This window comes from Streptomyces sp. NPDC048349 (assembly GCF_040651925.1).
Taxonomy (GTDB): Bacteria; Actinomycetota; Actinomycetes; order Streptomycetales; family Streptomycetaceae; genus Streptomyces.
The window spans coordinates 1-18,593 of record NZ_JBEZLA010000096.1 but is presented as its reverse complement, the minus strand read 5'-3'; the positions used below and the strand labels follow the sequence as shown (position 1 = coordinate 18,593).

At 73.3% G+C, this 18,593-nt stretch carries 17 protein-coding genes; 6 read left to right on the top strand and 11 right to left on the bottom strand.

What is annotated here, in order from left to right:
• Positions 1-88 precede the first annotated feature (88 nt).
• From AB0D44_RS32335 to rpmG, 8 genes are all read right to left on the bottom strand, one after another.
• A complete protein-coding gene (locus AB0D44_RS32335) occupies positions 89-850 on the bottom strand; it encodes a class I SAM-dependent methyltransferase (protein WP_362597808.1) in 762 nt (253 codons plus the stop codon).
• Between the two features lie 8 nt (positions 851-858).
• Positions 859-2,061: an aminotransferase class V-fold PLP-dependent enzyme gene (locus AB0D44_RS32330; protein WP_362597805.1), complete on the bottom strand. Its 1,203-nt coding sequence runs from the start codon at positions 2,059-2,061 to the stop codon at positions 859-861.
• 1 nt (position 2,062) lies between these two features.
• Positions 2,063-3,388, bottom strand: a complete 1,326-nt coding sequence (locus AB0D44_RS32325; protein WP_362597802.1) for a pyridoxal-phosphate dependent enzyme — start codon at positions 3,386-3,388, stop codon at positions 2,063-2,065.
• Positions 3,385-4,890 (bottom strand): Y4yA family PLP-dependent enzyme, encoded by a 1,506-nt coding sequence (locus tag AB0D44_RS32320; RefSeq protein ID WP_362597799.1) that lies wholly within the window; start codon positions 4,888-4,890, stop codon positions 3,385-3,387. Before AB0D44_RS32320 ends, AB0D44_RS32325 begins: the two co-directional genes overlap by 4 nt.
• 201 nt (positions 4,891-5,091) lie before the next feature.
• Positions 5,092-5,328: a 30S ribosomal protein S18 gene (gene rpsR, locus AB0D44_RS32315; RefSeq protein WP_362597796.1), complete on the bottom strand. Its 237-nt coding sequence runs from the start codon at positions 5,326-5,328 to the stop codon at positions 5,092-5,094.
• 48 nt (positions 5,329-5,376) lie between these two features.
• Positions 5,377-6,519: a GTP-binding protein gene (locus AB0D44_RS32310; RefSeq protein ID WP_362597793.1), complete on the bottom strand. Its 1,143-nt coding sequence runs from the start codon at positions 6,517-6,519 to the stop codon at positions 5,377-5,379.
• Positions 6,516-6,764, bottom strand: coding sequence for a type B 50S ribosomal protein L31 (locus AB0D44_RS32305; RefSeq protein ID WP_362597790.1), 249 nt, complete (start codon positions 6,762-6,764; stop codon positions 6,516-6,518). Before AB0D44_RS32305 ends, AB0D44_RS32310 begins: the two co-directional genes overlap by 4 nt.
• A gap of 44 nt (positions 6,765-6,808) precedes the next feature.
• Complete coding sequence (rpmG, locus tag AB0D44_RS32300; RefSeq protein ID WP_030162346.1) at positions 6,809-6,973, bottom strand: 50S ribosomal protein L33; 165 nt, start codon at positions 6,971-6,973, stop codon at positions 6,809-6,811.
• A gap of 69 nt (positions 6,974-7,042) precedes the next feature.
• Between rpmG and rpmB the strand changes: the two genes are divergently transcribed.
• Both rpmB and rpsN read left to right on the top strand, forming a co-directional pair.
• A complete protein-coding gene (gene rpmB / locus AB0D44_RS32295) occupies positions 7,043-7,279 on the top strand; it encodes a 50S ribosomal protein L28 (protein WP_362597787.1) in 237 nt (78 codons plus the stop codon).
• Positions 7,279-7,584 (top strand): 30S ribosomal protein S14, encoded by a 306-nt coding sequence (gene rpsN, locus AB0D44_RS32290; protein WP_362597784.1) that lies wholly within the window; start codon positions 7,279-7,281, stop codon positions 7,582-7,584. The genes rpmB and rpsN overlap by 1 nt, the downstream gene beginning before the upstream one ends.
• Before the next feature lie 50 nt (positions 7,585-7,634).
• Here the strand turns inward: rpsN and AB0D44_RS32285 are convergent, their stop codons facing one another.
• Positions 7,635-8,006: a metalloregulator ArsR/SmtB family transcription factor gene (locus AB0D44_RS32285; RefSeq protein ID WP_362597781.1), complete on the bottom strand. Its 372-nt coding sequence runs from the start codon at positions 8,004-8,006 to the stop codon at positions 7,635-7,637.
• Positions 8,007-8,102: 96 nt separating this feature from the next.
• Here AB0D44_RS32285 and AB0D44_RS32280 point away from each other — a divergent pair, with 96 nt between their 5' ends.
• Positions 8,103-10,088 (top strand): heavy metal translocating P-type ATPase, encoded by a 1,986-nt coding sequence (locus AB0D44_RS32280; protein WP_362597780.1) that lies wholly within the window; start codon positions 8,103-8,105, stop codon positions 10,086-10,088.
• Positions 10,089-10,187: 99 nt separating this feature from the next.
• Here AB0D44_RS32280 and AB0D44_RS32275 read toward each other — a convergent pair whose 3' ends face one another.
• A complete protein-coding gene (locus AB0D44_RS32275; protein ID WP_362597778.1) occupies positions 10,188-12,599 on the bottom strand; it encodes a polysaccharide lyase 8 family protein in 2,412 nt (803 codons plus the stop codon).
• A 237-nt stretch (positions 12,600-12,836) separates the two neighbouring features.
• Entirely contained in the window at positions 12,837-14,093 is a 1,257-nt protein-coding gene (locus tag AB0D44_RS32270; protein ID WP_362597776.1) for a Gfo/Idh/MocA family oxidoreductase, read from the bottom strand.
• Positions 14,094-14,390: 297 nt separating this feature from the next.
• Between AB0D44_RS32270 and AB0D44_RS32265 the strand changes: the two genes are divergently transcribed.
• The 3 genes from AB0D44_RS32265 to AB0D44_RS32255 are packed head-to-tail and all read left to right on the top strand — an operon-like array spanning position 14,391 to position 18,362.
• Positions 14,391-15,221: an ABC transporter ATP-binding protein gene (locus AB0D44_RS32265; RefSeq protein WP_362597774.1), complete on the top strand. Its 831-nt coding sequence runs from the start codon at positions 14,391-14,393 to the stop codon at positions 15,219-15,221.
• A 34-nt stretch (positions 15,222-15,255) separates the two neighbouring features.
• The gene (locus AB0D44_RS32260; RefSeq protein ID WP_362597773.1) at positions 15,256-16,266 is read left to right on the top strand and encodes an iron-siderophore ABC transporter substrate-binding protein; all 1,011 of its coding nucleotides are present in this window, start codon (positions 15,256-15,258) and stop codon (positions 16,264-16,266) included.
• Entirely contained in the window at positions 16,266-18,362 is a 2,097-nt protein-coding gene (locus tag AB0D44_RS32255) for an iron ABC transporter permease (protein ID WP_362597771.1), read from the top strand. The genes AB0D44_RS32260 and AB0D44_RS32255 overlap by 1 nt, the downstream gene beginning before the upstream one ends.
• Positions 18,363-18,593: the final 231 nt, after the last annotated feature.

Sequence of the window (18,593 nt, the reverse complement as noted above, 5' to 3'; positions counted from 1 at the left end):
GTACGTCCAGTACGGGGGCATCCGGCCGGCACGCCGAGAGCACGCACCGGACACCGCTCCTTCACCACGGACCTCCGTCAGACACCCCCTAGCGGACCGCGACCATGACGTGGCTGTGGCCGAACTGCCAGACCGAGCCAACCTCGCGGAAGCCGGCCTCGCGCAACAGGGCGGCGTGCCCGGAGAGGGTCAGGTCGTTGCCCTCGCAGTGCGGATGCCGGCCGGGCCCGCACTCCGCGAGCCGCGGTGCCAGCTCCGGGTCGGCGGCCGCCTGTGCCCACCAGGACTCCCAGTCCTCGGTGGTGTCCACATAGCGTGCGGAGTGGCGCTCCCCGACATGGAGGGCCAGTTCCGCGATGCGCGGCTCGTCCGGGCGGATGTGGTCGCCGTTGACGAGGACACCGCCGGGGCGCAGCAGTTCGGCCAGTTCCCGGTAGACCCGTCGCAGGGTCGACTCGCCCAGGTAGTGCAGGGCCGTCGCCGAGACCACCGCGTCCATCGGGCGCTCCAGGGCCAGCGCCTCCAGCCAGCCCGCCTTGCCGATCACGGCTTCGACGTAGCGCAGCGCCGGTCCGTAGTGGGAGCTGCCGAGTTCGAGGAGCAGGGGGTCGGCGTCGACGGCCACCACCTCGGCGTCCGGGAGCCGGTCGGCCAGCCGCGCGGCCAGGGCTCCCGGGCCGCTGCCCAGGTCGAGGACCAGGGGGGCGGTCCGGTCGCCCGTCACCCGCTCGACGACGTCGGTGATGACCGTGAACCTCTCCTCGCGGTCGACGGCGTACCGCTGCTGCTGACTCTCCCAGCGCTCCACCCAGCGCGCTGCCGTCCGGGCCCTCATCGTCCTCATCTCCATAATGGAAATCATTGCAGACTGGCGAGGGTGGTGAGCAACTCCCGTACCTCCTCAGGAGTGTTGTGCACGTGCAGGCTCACCCGTACCGAGGACTCCCGGGCGCTGCCGCCCGCCTGGCAGTGGCCGTCGGAGCGCACCATGATGCCGCGGCTGAACAGGATGAACCCGAGGTCCTGGGCGGTGATCCCGCGATGCCGGAAGGTGACGATGCTCCGGCGCCGCTGCACCTCGGACGCGCTCGCCAGGCTCGATCGGCAGCCGAGGACCTCGTACGCGGGCAGCCGCCCCAGCCCGTCGGTCAGCAGGGCGGTCAGCGCCACGGTCCAGCGCTCGATGCGGTCGACCCCGGCGCAGTCCAGCCAGTCCAGGGCCGCCGCCAGGGAGGCGATGCCCACCGTGTTCGGCGTGCCGCTCCAGCCGCCGGGCCGGAAGGCGGGCCCCCGCCGGTCCCGCGCCCAGACCGCACCGGTTCCGGGCAGGGCGAGGGCCTTGTGCCCGGAGAAGACCACGAAGTCCACGTCGAGCTCGGCCACGGACACCGGGAGGTGCCCGATGCTCTGGGCGGCGTCCAGACAGATGGGGACATCGGGCCCGACCGCCTGCCGGATGCGGTGCACGTTCATGTCCGCCCCGTACACGTGGTGCACGTGCGTCACGGCCACGAACCGGGTGCGCGGCCCGACGATCCCGGCGAGGGCCTGCGGATCGTAGTCCCCGGAGCCCGCCTGGCAGGGCAGTTCCCGTACCCGGATCCGGACCCCCTGGCGGGCCAGCAGCTCCCGCGCCTCCAGCCACGGCGCCAGATTGGCTTCGTGGTCGGCGAACGGCACGACGATCTCGTCGCCGTCCGCCAGCAGCCCGGGCAGCCATTCCCGTGCGACGGTGCGCAGCCCGTCCGTGGCCCCGCTCGTGAAGTGCACCGAGGACCGGTCCGGCCCCGGATCGCCGAGGAACTCCGCGACCCGGTCGCGGGCCCGCTCCACGAGGGCGGTCGTCGTGTTGGCCCAGGGGTAGGAGCCCCGGCCGGCGTTGGCGTTGGAGGTGGTGAGGTAGGTGTGGACGGCGTCCAGGACGGCCTGCGGCTTCTGGGCGGTGGCCGCACTGTCCAGATAGGTCAGGTGGGGATGTCCGACGATGATCGGGAACTGGGCGCGCAGCCCGCGCTGCCACGCGGCCAGCTCCTCGATCTCCTCGGCGGCGGCGGCCGCCACGTCAGTCCCGCACCAGAGGGGCCCCGGCGTCCCGCCAGGCGACGATGCCGCCGGCGAGACTGCGCACGTCCGGGTGCCCCATGCGCGTCAGCAGGGCCGCGTACCGGGCGGACTTCTCACCGACCGGGCAGGTCAGCAGCACCGGGCGGCGGGTGCCGAAGGGCAGGCCGCCGCGCAGGAGTTCGTCGAAGAGCTCGTCCACGATGTTGACGGCGCCGTCGATGTGCAGGGCGGCGTACGCGAACGGGCCGCGGAGGTCGACCACCAGCGGTCGCCGGTCCTCGATCCACTTCTGCGCCTCGGCGACCTCGACGACGCGGGCCGAGCGGACCTCGGCCTCGGTCAGCGTGGTCACCGAGTTCTTCGCCGGTGGCCTGCCGAACAGCTCCGGACGGCGCTGCCGCACGTAGCCGAGGTAGCTCTCCGCACGGTCGCAGACGATGAAGACGGCCGTCCTGCGCCGGCCGCCGGCCGCCGGGGTGTCCAGCGGCCGGAGGTGGCGCACGGCCCCGAGGTACGCGGCCCCGCCGGTCGGACCGGCCAGCAGTCCGCAGCGGCGCATCAGCGTCACCATCCCGTCGATGGCCTCGTCCGAGCTCACCGCCTCGATCGCGTCGTAGGTGGCGGGGTCGAAGAGGCCCACCTCCTGCACCTCGTCGAGGGTGCGGATGCCCGGGATGAAGTCGGACTTCTCCCCGACCAGCCCGACCACCCGCACGGCCGGGTCGTGGGCGCGCAGCGCGCGGGCGACCCCCGTCGAGGAGCCGGCCGTGCCCACGCAGGCGAAGAACCAGTCCGGAGCCCGGCCGTCCAGGTCGGCGACGATCTCCGGCCCGGTGCCCTGGGCGTGCGCCTCGGCGTTCAGCGGGTTGAAGTACTGGTCGGTGTGGAGGAGGGTACTGTCCGGGCTGCTGAGCCGCTGGTGGAAGCGGGTCAGGGGGTCTTCGGTGTCGGTCGGGTCGAGGCATTCGCTCTGCCCGGGCAGCTCCTCGATCTCGGCTCCCAGCAGCAGGAGCAGATCCTTGACCTCCGGGATCCGCATGCGGTTGGTGACGCTCTTGAACGGCAGTCCGTGCAGGCCCGCGATCAGGGCCAGGGCCTTGGCGGTGTTCCCGCTGGACAGTTCGACGACCGTCGCCGCGCCGGGCGGGGAGTCCTGCAGCAGGGAGCGGACCATGTGCCAGGCCGCCCGGTCCTTCAGCGAGCCGAACGGGTTGAGCATCTCCAGCTTCGCGTAGAGGTCGATGTGCCGCAGGCCGTGCACGGCCGGGTCGATACGGACCAGCGGGGTGTTGCCGATGGCCTCGGTGATGCTGTCGTACCTCATGTCCGCCGTCCCCCCGTGGCTGTGACCGGCCAGTACTGCTCGTCGAGGCACCAACTCCAGGCCCCTGTGCCCCCTCGGTCCCCTGCGCGGCCCTCCTCCCGACCGTCCTCCTGCCGGACGGCCACCTTGCGGGCCAGGGGCTGCTGTTGGGCGCGGGTGGCGGTGAAGTCCATGCAGTAGCCCGCGGTGTTGGCGAAGGCGAGGAGGTCGCCCGGTCGCGGCAGCCGGGGCAGGAAGACCATCCGGCGGGTGATCAGGTCCGCCTCGAGGCAGAGGTTGCCCATGAGGTACACCCCCACCGGCCCGGCCGCCTCCGGCGGGGCGCCGTCGCGGGGGACCAGGACGGGGTCCACGAGCACGCCGTGGTCCTCCAGACCCACGTCACCCGCGTTCAGCGCGAGCCGGACCAGGTGCTCCCCGGCCCCGCCGGCCCGGACCTCCAGCACCCTCCCGAGGGTGAGCCCGCACTGGTCCGCCAACGCCCGCCCGGGCTCGGCGTACAGGTCGTACATGCTCTCCAGGAGCAGGGTCCCGAACGGACGTCCGAGGCCGGGGGCGGGACGGGACAGCAGCGCGTCGAGGTAGGCGGCGCCGGCGACCGGGCGGTGGGCCGGGTAGAGGCCGAGGGATCCCCGCAGCGTGCCGTTCTCGACGCGCAGGCCGTAACCGTGGCCGCCCCAGGTGAGCGGCGGGCGCCGGCCCATGACGGCGTGGGTGAGCTCGGTGGTGTAGCGGTCCCACTGCGCGGCGTGCGCCAGATAGGTGACGCCGAAGCCGCCGCCGACGTCCACCACCCGCGGCCCGAACCCGCGGACCTGCAGCTCCTCCATCGCCCGCAGGCACCCTTCGAGGGCGGTGGCCTTCTCGTCCAGGCTCGTGGTGTCGAGGTGGTAGCCCACCCCGATCGGTTCCAGCGCGTCCTGGTGGCGGTCCAGTACGTCGAGCAGGTCGTTCAGCGATTTGACGGCCGTACCGAAGCGGCTGCGGCGGGACAGGACCCTGGCGCCGGACGTTTCGAACTCGGACAGCCGCAGGATCACGCGCAGGCGCGGCAGGCCGAACGCGCCCACGATCCGGGCCGCGTCCTCCAGCTCCATGGCGCCGTCGGCGTGGACGACGGCCCCGCAGCGCGCGGCGAGCCACAGTGCCTCGGGGTCCTTGGGGCCGGTCACCACGATCCGGTCCCCGGTGAATCCCGCGCCCAGGGCGTGCCTCAACTCGCCGAGCGAGGAGGCGTCGAGGGCGGCTCCGGTCGTGGCGAGGTGCCGGACCAGGGCGCGCGACCGACTGGCCTTGTGCGCGAAGCAGACCCGGCCGCGCAGGTGGTGCCGGCGCAGCACGGAGCCGAATCTGGCCGCGTTGTCGGCGAACTGCTGGGGGAGTACGAGGTTCAGGGGCGATCCGAGCCCGTCCACGAGCGCATGCAGGAAGGAGGCCGCATCCAGCAAAGACGTCAGCCGCGGTGCCAGCCGCGGTTCCAGGTACAGAGGTGCGTTGCTCATCCCAGCTGTTCCTCCCCGACGAGGAATACGTACCGGTTTCGGCAAACGGTCATACGACCGTAACCCGCGCGAGCTCCTTTGGGCCCGGTCCGGAGGGGGAGGGACTGTTTCACGACGCCCGACGGCCGGATCGGTACGGTCGGGGCGGATTTCGGGCCCGTGGACGGCCTCGGGTCTGCCACGGGCCCGACGGGTGTCCGGCTACCTGCCGGCGTAGGGCAGCAGGGCCATCTCGCGGGCGTTCTTGATCGCCGCGGCGAGCCGTCGCTGCTGCCGGGCCGTGACGCGGGTGACGCGGCGGCTGCGGATCTTCCCGCGATCGGAGATGAACTTCCGCAGCAGGTCGGTGTCCTTGTAGTCGATGTAGGTGATCTCCGCGGCGTCCAGCGGGTTGGGGCGGGACTTCACGGGCTTGCGCGGGATGGCGCGTCGGGTCATGGAGAGTCCTCGGAACGGGGAGTGGAAGAGTCGTACGTCGTACGGGACTTACGGGACGGGGGCGAGGAGGGCGTCGAAGGCGGCGGGCAGGCGCTTCCACCCCTCGCGGCCGGCGGTGAACTCGGCATCGGTCAGCAGGCAGGAGTCGAGGAGCCGCTCCAGCCCGCCGCGGTCGAGCCCGGGGGAGGTGAACACCAGGTACTGGCAGCAGTCGCCGTGGTCCGGATGCCAGCCCAGCGCGGCGGCCGCCCGGCGCACCGGCGGCACCATCTCCCAGGCGGCGTCCGGGAGCGAGGCCAGCCAGGGGCCGCTGTCCTCCACGCAGAGCGCGCCTCCCGCGGCGTCCCAGGCGAGCAGGGTGTCGGGCCGGTCGGCGAGCCAGAACCGGCCGCGGCTGCGGGCGGCCGCGCAGGCCAGGTCCTCCAGCGCCTCGTACAACCGCTCCGGGTGGAACGGCCGGTGGCGGTGCCAGACGAGGGTGGCGACCCCGGCTTCGTCGGCCTCCTGCGGCAGCAGCGCGCACGCCGGGTGCTGCGCGGCGGCAGCGGCCTCGGTATCGAATCCGGCGAAGGCGAGCCGCGCCAGTTCGAGGGACCCGGTCTCCACCCGGCGGGCGGTCGGGTGGAGCTGCGCCAGCAGGGCCCGGTCCTCGTCGTCCGCGTCGGCGCTGTCGACGAGGGCCAGGACGGGCGCGTATTCGAGCTGCCGGGCCCAGGTGTCCCCGACCGTCCGCCGGTCGGAGGCCGCCGCCGCGAGCCCCGCCTCCGCGAGGTCGTCCCCGTTGGACAGGTACGGCAGGACGAGGGCCGGGTCGACCGCGGTGATCACGTTGCCGAGGTCCAGCCGCTCGCCGCCGTGCGCCGCGACGACCTCGGCCATCGCCCGCGGCTCCACGGAGTCCCACAGCTCGACGACGGCGAGCCGGGTCGACCCGCCGTCGGCGAGCCGCCACAGCTCGGGCACCAGGTCCTCGCGCAGGGCGCAGCAGGCGCAGTCGTTGACGAGCGGTGCCTCACCGGAGCTGAGTATTCCCGAGGCGTCGCGCACGGTGCGCCGTACGGTGCCCTCGGCGGCCGTGGAGAGGTCGTGGTGCAGGGCCACGCTCCCGGGGACGGTGGCGAGCAGCCGTTCCACGGTGGTGTGGCGGGCATCGGAGTGCAGCCCCCCGACGATGACGACGGCCAGGCTCACGCGGAGCTCCCGTACCGCCGCTGGAAGCGCTCGACGCGGCCGGCGGTGTCCAGCACCCGGGCGGTGCCGGTGTAGAAGGGGTGGCTCTGCGAGGAGATCTCGACGTCGATGACGGGGTAGGTGTTGCCGTCCTCCCATTCCACCGTCTTCTCGCTGGTGGCGGTGGAGCGGGTGAGGAAGGCGAAGTCGGCGGCCTTGTCGCGGAAGACGACGGGGCCGTAGGCGGGGTGGATGCCGGGCTTCATGGCGATGTCCTTGGCTGGGGTGGCGTTGGGGTGGGGCGGGCGGCTCAGCGCTCTTCGCGGAAGTCGACGTGCCGGCGGACGACCGGGTCGAACTTGCGCAGCACCATGCGGTCCGGGTCGTTCCGCCGGTTCTTGCGGGTGACGTAGGTGTAGCCGGTGCCCGCGGTGGAGCGGAGCTTGACGATCGGGCGTACTTCGTTGCGTGCCATGCCGCTACTATACGGGAATGGAAATCGTTTCCAATAACCCGTCGACTTCCGAGAGGGCCAGGTGACACCGTGTCCGCCCACTGCCAGCTGACCGGAGCCCAGCCGGGCTTCGGCAACAACATCTCCCACTCGCACCGGCGCACTTCGCGCCGCTTCGACCCCAACATCCAGCGCAAGCGCTACTGGCTGCCGAGCGAAGGCCGGTACGTCCGCCTCACCCTCAGTGCGAAGGCGATCAAGACCGTCGACGTGATCGGCGTCGAGGCGGCCGTGGCCCGGATCCGGGCCCGGGGGGTGAAGGTCTGATGGCGAAGAAGAGCAAGATCGCGCAGAACGAGAAGCGCAAGGCGGTCGTCGAGCGCCACGCCGCCCGGCGCGCCGAGCTGAAGGAGGTCCTGCGCCGGCCCTCCTCGACGCAGACCGAGCGCCGGGCCGCGCTGGCCGAGTTGCGCAAGCAGCCGCGCGACGCGAGTGCGACCCGGGTGCGCAACCGCGACGGCGTGGACGGCCGCCCCCGCGGCTACCTGCGCACGTTCGGGCTCTCCCGGGTCCGGATGCGTGAGCAGGCGCATGCCGGATTCCTGCCCGGGGTCACCAAGTCGTCCTGGTAGTAACCGGTGTGCGGGGGTGGCGGCGCGGCGGCGGCGCCACCCCCGGGGTCTCAGTGTGCTTCCGGGGAGACCCTGTCGTGCAGGCCCAGGCGCAGGTGTTCCACGTGGAAGAGGGCCTGGTCGAGGAGTTCGGCGACGTGGTGGTCGTAGAGGGAGTAGACGATGGAGCGGCCCCGCCGCTCGCCGGCGACCAGGCCGAGGTTGCGCAGCAGGCGCAGCTGGTGGGAGCAGGCCGACGGCTCCATGCCGACCGCTTCGGCCAGGTCCCCGACCGCGCACGGGCCTTCCTGGAGGCGGGCGAGGATGTGCAGCCGCGAGGGGGTCGCCAGGGCCTGGAGGGTCGCCGCCACGTCCGCCGTCCCCACGGCGTCGAGGCGTTCGCGCGTCGTGGCGGTGTTCCTGGCGTCCGTTCCGTGGCCCATGGCGGCCATCTTACCGGTGACATATGAAGACCTCTTCAGATGTTCTTGTATGGTGGAGGGGTAGCCGTCCCCCGGCCCGCGAAGGGTTGCTCCGTCATGCCCCCAGTCCTGCTCCAGCGTCCGCAACGCGCGCCCTCGGCCGCCTCCGCGGCGGTTCCGCGGCGCCGTACACGGGTGTTCGCGCTGGCGGAGGCCCGTTGGGCCGCGGCCGCGCTGCTGCTCTTCCTGATCGCCCTGCCGCTCCACCTGACCGGCGCTCCGCCCTGGGCGTGGGCCCCGCTGTACGCCGCCGCGTACGCCACCGGCGGCTGGGAGCCGGCCTGGGCCGGACTCCGGGCGCTACGGGACAAGACCCTGGACGTCGACCTGCTGATGATCGTCGCCGCGCTCGGTGCGGCCTCGATCGGACAGGTGAGGGACGGCGCGCTGCTGATCGTCATCTTCGCCACCTCCGGGGCCCTGGAGGCGTTGGCCACCGCCCGCACCCAGGACGCGGTGCGCGGCCTGCTCGACCTCGCGCCGGACACCGCCACCCGGCTGACCCGGGACGGCCGTGAGGAGACGGTCGCCACCGGGGACCTCGCGGTCGGCGACATCGTCCTGATCCGCCCCGGGGAGCGGATCGGGGCCGACGGCCGGGTCCTGGACGGGGCCGGCGAGGTGGACCAGGCCACCATCACCGGCGAGCCGCTGCCGGTGCTCAAGGAGGCCGGGGACGAGGTGTTCGCCGGCACCCTCAACGGCACCGGGGCCCTGCGCGTGGCCGTCGAGCGGGATCCCGCCGACTCGGTGATCGCCAGGATCGTCGCGATGGTCGAGGAGGCCTCCGAAACCAAGGCGCCGACCCAGTTGTTCATCGAGAAGGTCGAACAGCGCTACTCCCTCGGCATGGTCCTCGCCACGCCGGCCGTGTTCCTGGTCCCGCTCGCGTTCGGCGCGGACCTCACCGGCTCCCTGCTGCGGGCCATGACCTTCATGATCGTCGCCTCTCCGTGCGCCGTGGTGCTGGCCACCATGCCGCCGCTGCTGTCGGCCCTCGCCAACGCCGGGCGCCACGGCGTGCTGGTGAAGTCGGCCGTCGTGATGGAACGCCTCGGTCAGGTCGACGCCGTCGCCCTCGACAAGACCGGCACCCTCACGGAAGGGACCCCCCGCGTCACCGACGTCCGGCCGTTGGCGGGCGCCGGACTGACCGGGGACGCGCTGCTCGCCCTGGCGGCCGCTGCGGAGCGCCCCAGCGAACACCCCCTCGCCCGCGCCGTCACCGCCGCCGCCCGCGCACGCCACCTGCACCCGCCCGCCGCCACGGACTTCGACTCCGTCCCCGGATCGGGAGTGACGGCCACCGTGGGCGGCCACGTCATCACGGCCGGGGCCCCCGCCCGGCTGCTGGAGCGATCCCCCCACCGGGCCGCCTCGGCGCAGGCCGCGGCGGTGGTGGAGGAACTGGAGGGCAGCGGACGCACCGCCGTGCTCGTACAGCGCGACGGGATCCCCGTCGGCGTGCTCGGCCTCGCCGACCGGCCGCGCCCCGACGCGGCTGCCGCCGTCACGGCGCTGCACACGCTGACCGGCACGGCGCCGGTGCTGCTGACCGGCGACAACCCGCGCGCCGCGGGCCGCCTCGCCGCGGAGCTCGGCATCACCGACGTCCGCGCCGGTCTGCTGCCCCAGGACAAGGTCACCGCGGTCCGAGCGTGCGAGGCCGCCGGACACCGGGTCCTCGTCGTCGGAGACGGCGTCAACGACGCCCCGGCGCTGGCCGCCGCCCACACCGGCATCGCCATGGGCCGCGCCGGCTCCGACCTCGCCCTGGAAACGGCCGACGCGGTCGTCGTCCGCGACGAACTGGCCGCCGTACCGGCCGTGATCGCGCTGTCCCGCGCCGCGCGCCGCCTCGTGGTGCAGAACCTGGTCGTCGCCGGGGCGTTCATCTCCGTCCTGGTCGTCTGGGACCTCGCCGGACACCTGCCGCTGCCGCTGGGCGTGCTGGGCCACGAAGGATCGACCGTCATCGTCGGCCTCAACGGCCTGCGCCTGCTGCGCGACGCCGCCTGGACGCGGGCGGCCACGACGGCCTGAAGCACGACGGCCTCAAGCGCCATGGCCTGAAGCACCACGGCCTCAAGCACCACGGCCTCAAGCACGAAGGCCTGAGGCCGGTACGGGGCCGGCGTCCGCTCAGCCGAGCCGGACGGTGATCTTCTGGGTGGCTCCCGCCTGGCCGGTGAGGTCCGCGAAGGTGAGGCCGAGCGCGGAGCCGGTGGTGGCCGAGGCGACCGTGGCGGGTCGGGAGAGCACGGAGGCCACCGGACGGTTCCACGTGACGGTGAGGCCGGTCTGCATGCGCATCGGGTCGCTGACGCAGACGGTCGCCGTGCCGTCGCCGTGCTCCCGCACCAGGACGCAGGCGGGCTTGTCGGCGCTGAGCGCGCCGACGGTCCCGGCGAACCAGAAGGCGACCGCGGTGACGCCCAGCGAGGCGACCTGGACGCCCTGCTGGGCATAGTCGTTGGCCAGCACCTTCAGCCAGCCGGTGTCGGCGGCCCGGGCGGCGGTGGCGGCCGGGCCGGCCCCCGGCAGCAGGATGTGACAGCAGGCGGCGTCCACCGGGTCGACGCCGTGGTCGAACCAGAGCGTCACGTACCGGCGGGTGATCGGGTCGGTGGTGCCGCCGGTGTTGATGTCGTGCCAGGAACCGGTGCGCGCCTCGCGCCGCGCCCTGAGCGTGGCCCCGCCCGGGAACACGTACCCGCCGTGTCCGGCTATCTGCGCCCAGCGGGCCCCCGTGAACGTCGCCGACCAGCCGAGTGCGGTGGACTGGGCCACCCCGTCCACCGTGAGGGCCTGTGCACCGGTCGCCCCCAGGTTGCGGTTCTCGACCACGGTCTCGACCGCGGCGCCGTCGGTGCTGCGTACGGCGCCCGCCAGGCACACGATCGCATCGGCCAGGCAGAACCAGGACTTCTTGGCGTACAGCGTGCTCGACAGCCCGCGGACGAACTGTCCCAGGGCCGCGTACTCCCCGTCCGTGGCGCCGCCGACCCAGTTGACGTCCGGCCGCGGCAGCCCCCAAGCGCCGCCCTCCGCATCGGCGAGCGGTGTGCGGGAGACGGTGGTCCCGGGTAGCCGGTACGGGTCCACGGTCGGCCAGAAGGCGTCGGTGTACTGGCCGTTGCCGTACGTGTCCCCCCACCACTGGAGCATCCCCGCGCCGGCGTGCCAGCCGCGGAGGTTCTCCCCGTTGCCGGTCTCGTAGAGGCCCATCCGCTTCGAGGCCATGCTGATCGAGGCGGCCCAGCCGGGCCGGCGGTGGACAGCGCGGTCCATGCTGGGGAACAGCCGGTGACCCGTCGGCTCGGGCAGGGCGCTGACGGCGCTGTCGTCCTGGACGGCCTTGAGCCTGGCCAGCGCCGCGACGCTCAGGTCGGTGTCGCCCAGCACGGGGCTGTAGTAGTCCCGCTGCATCCAGCCCTTCACCAGGGCGCGCCAGCGCTGGTCGTCCGCGCTGCTCGCTGCGCTGCCCAGCAGCGCGATGGAGGCGAGCACGCCGTGGCCGCGACCGTGGTCGCCGCCCTGGAATCCGTACGGGGTGGTCCTCGGGTTGCCGCGGCTGGTGGCGCGCCCGGACACCGCGTCCATCATCAGGCCGTTGTAGAGGAACGGCGCGTAGGACTTCTCCACCGAATCGAGGACGAGCCGCCGGTTGGGGTCGGTGACCGCCCAGGTCGAACCGCTGAGCAAGGAGAAGAGCCCGGCCAGGCCGCCGAGCAGCACCGCGCCGTAGGAGCCGGTGTAGGACAGGTAGGTGTGCTGGACGAAGGAGCCGTCCGCATAGAACCCGTCTCCGCTGGTGACGAGGGGGAACACGGGGGACAGGGCGTCACGGGCCAGCGCGATCTTGGGCGCGTTCCCGCCGAGGATGCCGCGCAGGGCCAGCGAGCGGCACAGGTCCACCCGGTTGGCGCCGGTGCTGGTGCCGCTGTAGTGGGTGACCGAGGAGTCGGGGACGAAGCGGTCGACCGCCGCGAGGTGGTCGGCGAGCCGGGCGGCGGAGAGCTGGTCGTGGAGGAGTACGCAGATGTCCAGCAGGAGTTGGGGCGAGCCGATCTGGAAGTCCCACCAGTTGCCGAACCGGCTCTTCGCCGGGTTGTAGACCTCCTGGTAGAGGTGGTCGAGGCCGGTCGTGACCCCGGCGGCGAGCGCGGCACTGCCGGTCAGGCCCGTACCCGGCTGGGCGTACGCCTGGGCCATGGTGGCCAGCCGGGCGTAACTGCCGGTGATCGAGCTGGAGAGGGTCAGCGGCAGGTCAGGCCAGAGCGAACCGCTGACGGGCGCCATGGCCGCGCGGTGTTCGTAGGCCTGCGTACCCAACAGCGCGAGCTTCCCGGCGAACGGCTCGGCCGCCGGATCGAATCCGCTGCCCAGCAGCATTCCCCGCCACCTGAGGCGGAGGGTCTCGTACTCGTCGGCTGCGGCCGCGGCCGTAGCGGATGAGGATGCCGATGCGGATGCGGCGCCGGTCGACGTGAGGGCGCCGGCGGAGGAGAGTCCGGCGAGCAGGAAGGAACGGCGGGACCAGGGGCCGGCCATGGAGCCTCCAGGACTGGGGCGCGGCCGCCTCGGCACAGGGCGGGCCGCGCGCGTGCGCACGTCTGCGCAGCAGCAGGCGACCGCTCGGCGGTGAAGCGGTGACACGCGGGGGAGCGGGGTGGGAGGGGACGCCCGCTGACCGGTTTGTAGCATGCGCGCGAAATATCGTTCAAGAGGCGCGTGAAGATGGCTCGTTCACCTTCCTGGGCGATCGTATCGATCGATCGATCGCCAGGCTCACGGCCGGATGTCCACGACCGTGTGGTCGCGCCGGGCGCGTTCGGCCGCCAGCACGGTCAGATGGCTGGTGAGGGACTCGCGCGGACCGGACTTCACCAGGCCGGGGTCCCCGGTGGCAACGGCCGCGACGAAGGCGTCCATCAAGCCCGCGTCGCCGCCCCCGTGGCCGCCGGCGGCCTCCATCGCCCCTTCGGGGCCGAGGCCGACGACCTCCTCGGCGCGGGTCAGGAAGTCGTAGAGCCGCAGCTGCCTGCCGTCCCCCCTCAGCTCGCCGCGTGTTCCGAAGATCCGGGTCTGGCGGTCCGCGTGTTCGGTGAAGGCGGTCATGGTGAAGGTGGCCGTCGCCCCGGAGTCGAACTCCATGGCGACCACCTGGTGATCGACCACGTCGTTGTCGCAGGCGTACACGCAGCGTCCGTACGGACCTTCGCGCAGGGCGGTCTCCAGGGCGCGCGGGGTGAACTCGTCGATCACCACGCTCAGCGGCCAGCCGTGCCGGCCCCCGGCGAGGCGGTCGCCGTAGTCGCGGGTGGCGGAGTAGGGGCAGGTGTTCTCCACCGCGCAGTCCAGACACCGGTCGGCGGCGCCCGCCGGTTTGCGGTCGGGCCGGAAGTGGGAGAGGCGTCCGAAGCTGGAGACGCGTACGGGCGGCCGGCCGAGCACGTACTGCAGCCAGTCCAGGTCGTGGCAGGACTTCGCCATCAACATGGTGGTGGCCTCGTCCTCGCGGCGCCAGTTGCCGCGCACGAAGGAGTGGGCCTGGTGCCAGAAGCCGACCGGCTCGAGGTGCTGCACGCTGACGACGTCTCCGATCCGCCCGGAGTCGAGGACGCGCTTGAGTGCCCGTGTGTAGGGGGTGTACCGCAGGACGTGGCCGACGGACAGGATCACCCCGGCCTCCTCGACGACGGCCACGATCCGCCGGCACTCGTCCTCGGTCAGGGCCATCGGCTTCTCGAGCAGGATGTGGTAGCCGAGCGCGGCGAACGCCAGGACCGGCTCCAGGTGGTCGCGGTCCAGCGTGCAGATCAGCACCGCGTCCGCGACGCGGCCGCGGGCGGCCAGCGCCCGCCAGTCGTCCACCACCGCCCCGGCGTCCAGGCCGTGGGCGGCCGCGAACCGGCTGCGCCGCGGTTCGCGCGGCTCGGCCACCGCGACGACGGCGGCCAGGTCCGGATGGGCGAGCGCCCAGGCCGCGTGACCGGTTCCGCGGTCCCCGGCACCGACGACGGCAAGAGTGACTGCGGAGGGCATCCGTCCCGCTTTCCCTGCGTAGGGGTGTCTGGGGCGCGAGGCTAGCGACCGCGGATCACCGCGACAAGACGCCCCGGCCCCTCCGGTCTCCCACGGGGGGAGGAACGGCGTCGACAGGAATTGATGACCCATCAAGTGGCTGTCCAGCAAGGGGGAGTGTGCGTGAGAAGGGGGGCGCGCGGTGGTGCGGACGATCTCGACCTGATCACAAGCCGCGCGAACCCTGGCCGATCCTTAAGGTGTGCCTTACCTAAGTTGTAGGGTGGCGCCGACAGGCCGGCGATGGGGAGGCATGTGGTGTCCTTAGGTGACGTCCGTCTGGTGGCGGACGCTCTCGATGTCGGGCATGCGGGGCGCCCGGTGCTCAAACAGGTGGATCTGACGCTGCGGGCCGGCGCGATCACCGTACTGGTCGGTCCCAACGGCTGTGGGAAGTCCACCCTGTTGCGGACCGTGGCAGGTCTCCTCCCGCCCCTCGGCGGCGAGGTGCGCATCGACGGCGTGCCGCTCCGCTCGCTGGCCCGCCGTGCCCTGTCCCAGCGTCTGGCGTTCCTCCCCCAGACCTCCCACGCCCCCGCCGGGGTGACCGTACGCGAGCTCGTGCGCCACGGCCGGTACGCCCACCGCGGCGCACTCGCCCGGCACACCGGCGAGGACACCGAATCCATCGAGTGGGCCCTCGAGGTCACCGACGCCGCCCCCCTGGTGGACCGCCGCCTCGACGAACTGTCCGGCGGTGAGCGCCAACGGGCCTGGCTGGCCATGGTGCTGGCGCAGCGGGCCGCCGTCCTGCTGCTGGACGAGCCCACCACCTACCTCGACATGCGCCACCAGTTCGAGGTCCTCGACGTCGTGCGCCGGCTGGCCCGCGAACACGGCATCGCCTGCGGCGTGGTGCTGCACGACCTGATGCAGGCGGCGGCGTACGCCGACGAGGTGGTCGTCGTCGCCGACGGCGCCGTCGCGGCCTGCGGGGCACCGGACGAGGTGCTCACCCCGGACGTCATCCACGGCGCCTTCGGCTTGCAGGTCACCGTCGTACGCGATCCGCACAGCGGATACCTCGCCTGTTTCCCCCGGCGCTGCGACGAGGCCGCCGCGACCGCCGGGCCCTGCGCCACTTCCTGAAGCAGAACCACCCCGCACACAAGGAGAGTTCGCCATGCAGAGGTTTCTGCGCGCCCTCGCGACGACCGCCACCGCGACGGCACTCGCCCTGACCGCCGCCGGCTGCGGTTCCGGAACGGCCGGGGACGCGGCGGGCGGCAAGCCCGCAGCCGACAAGCCCGCCGCGGACAAGGGCGGGAGCGGCAAGATCACCGTGGAGACGGCGCAGGGGCAGGTCACCCTGGACAAGCCCGCGGTGAAGGTGGTGACGCTGGAGTGGACGTACACCGAGGAACTGGTCGCACTGGGCGTCACCCCCGTGGGCAACGCCGACAACAAGGGGTACGGCACCTGGATCACCGCGAAGGGCGCCGCCCTCGCCGAGGGCACCACGGACGTCGGCAGCCGCAACGAGCCGAGCCTGGAGAAGATCCGGGCCCTGCAGCCGGACCTCATCGTGATCGACGACGACCGCTCGAAGGCCAACCTCAAGGCGCTCCAGGGCATCGCGCCGGTCGTGTCGTTCAAGTACACCACCAAGCCCCAGCTCGAGACGATGAAGAAGAACTTCACCGAGCTCGGCAAGGCCGTCGGCAAGCAGGACAAGGCGGCCGAGGTCAACCGGCAGATCGAAACCCGGGCCGCCGACCTCAGGGGCCGGCTGGACAAGGCCGGCAAGGGCGGCCTGAAGTACGCCGTCGCACAGGGCTTCACCGCCAACGGCACCGCGTCGGTCCGCATGCTCACCGACGACGCCATCGCCCCCCAGGTGCTCAACCTCGCGGGGCTGAAGAACGGCTGGAAGGGCGAACCGGACGCCTGGGGCATGACCACGGTCGGCGTCGAGGGCCTGACCAGGACGGAGCCGGACGCGACCTTCCTCTACGTCGCCAGCGCCAAGGACAACCCGTTCACCGGCGACCTCGCCTCCAACGCCGTCTGGAAGGGGCTGGAGTTCGTGAAGAACGACCGCGTCCTCCCGCTGGACCCCGGCACCTGGCTGTTCGGCGGCCCGCTGTCGGCGCTGCACATCCTCGACGAGACCGGCAAGGCCCTGAAGGTCTGATGACGCTCTCCGCCCGTCTGCCCGCCCGGACGGCCGGCCGCTTACCCGGCCGGCCGTCCGGCTCCCGCCCCCGAGCGCTGCTCGTCGGCGGCGCCCTCGCCCTCGTCCTGTGCCTGGTCACCCTGGTCCACCTCGGCCTCGGGGCCTCCGGCGTGGACCTCGGCGACTTCGCGGCGCTGCTCGCCGGCCACGGTGATCCCCACACCCGCGACGTCCTGGTCGGCAGCCGGCTGCCGCGCACGCTGACCGGTCTGGTCGTCGGCGTCGCGCTCGGCGTCTCCGGCGTCCTCGTCCAGGGCGCGACCCGCAATCCGCTGGCCGCCCCCGACACCCTGGGCGTCAACGCCGGCGCCTACTTCGCCGTGGTGCTGGTGGCGTTCACCGGCGTGAGCCTGGGCCCGCTGCCCGCCGGGGGCGCCGCCTTCCTCGGCGGCGTCCTGGCCATCGCCCTCGTCCACCTGCTCAGCAGCAGGGGCGTCCTCGCCCCCGGGCGGGTCCTGCTCGCCGGTGCGACCGTCGCCCTCGCCGGCACCGCGGCCGCCGAGTTCCTGCAGATGCTCGACCTCCAGGCGACCCGCGGGCTGTTCTTCTGGGGCAACGGCACCCTGATGCAGTCCGGTCTGCAACGCCCGCTGACGCTCGGCGCGGTCGTCGCCGTGGGCGCGCTGGCCGCGCCGCTGCTGGCACGCCCGCTGGACCTGCTGGCCCTGGGCGACGAGACGGCCGAGGCGATGGGTGTCCGTGTGGAGCGGATCCGCCCCGCCGCCTTCCTGATCGCCGTCCTGCTCGCCGCCTCGGCGGTGTCACTGGCCGGCCCGATCGGCTTCGTCGGGCTCATCGCACCCGTCATGGTGCGGCAGCTGGGGATCCGCAAGCACGCCCTGCTCATCCCGATGGCGGCGGTGCTGGCCGCCACGGTGCTGCTGGCGGCCGACGCCGCCGCGCAACTGGCCGTGCCGCCGTCCGCCGTCTACACCTCCGAGATCCCGGTCGGCGTGGTCACCGCACTGATCGGCGGCCCGGTCTTCATGCTGCTCGCCCGGCGGGTGAGCACGGGCGACGCCGACACGGGTGCGGCCGTCGCGGTCTCGGACGGCCGAAGGACCCCCGCGTACACCCTCGCCCTCGGAGTCGGGCTCGTCGCGCTGGGCGTCGCCATGGTGCTGTCCCTGCGGGTCGGCGACGTGCACATCGGCTGGAGGCAGCTCGGGGCCGCGCTCTTCGGCTCCGCCGGGCAGATCACCGAGGCGGTGGTGTCGTACCGGCTGCCGCGGATCCTGGTGGCCGCGCTGGCCGGGGCCTGTCTGGCAGTGGCGGGCGCCGCCGTGCAGGCGGTGGTCCGCAACCCCCTCGCGGAACCGGGGCTGGTCGGCGTGACCGGCGGGGCCTCCCTCGGCGCCGTCTTCGTCATCCTCCTCGTGCCCTCCGCCCCGCTCGCCGCTCTCCCGGCCGCCGCGGGCCTCGGGGGCGTGCTGATGCTCGCCCTCGTGGTCTTCGTGGCCCGGGGGAGCAAGGAGGGCGGTCGTAGCGGCCTGGACCCGACCCGGGTGGTGCTGGTCGGCCTCGGCGCCGCCGCCACCGCCATGGCCCTGGTCAACATCATGGTGGTCGGCGCGCAGATGAACATCTCGGCCGCACTGGGCTGGCTGTCCGGCAGTACGTACGCCCGGGACCTCACCGCGCTCGGCTGGCTCGTCCTGCCCGCGCTGGCCGCGACGGGGCTGGTGATCGCGGCGCGGCCGGTGAACCTGCTCGCCCTCGGGGACGAGCTGCCGCGCGCTCTGGGCCTGGACCTGGGCCGGGCCCGGCTGCTCGTCCTGGGCGCCGGCGCCGTGCTGGCGTCCGGTACGGCCGCGGCGGTGGGCGCGGTGGGCTTCGTCGGACTGGTCGCCCCCCACCTGGCCCGGCGCATCGTGGGCAACAGCACGGCGCGGATGGTGCCCATGGCCGCGGTGCTGGGTGCGGTCCTGGTGGTCGCGTCGGACGCGCTCGGCCGCTGGCTGCTCGCCCCGACCGAGATCCCGGTGGGCATCGTGACGGCCCTGGTCGGAGCCCCGTACCTTGTGTGGCTGCTGCGCCGGACGCAGGAGGTCTGATGCCGGACCTCTGATGCGGGAGGTGCTTCAGGAGGTCTGCTTCAGGAGGTCTGCTTCAGGACGTCCGGGCGACCGAGGAAACGGGGGCGCCGCGCGGCGCCCCCGCCGGGGCGGGGGGGGGCGCGCCGGCCCCCGCCCCGCGGCCCGGACCGCCGCCGGGAGCCCGCCGGTGCGCGAGGATGGTGGTCCGGCGGGCCGGGCCGCCGGGCCCTGCCCTTCCACCCACCCACT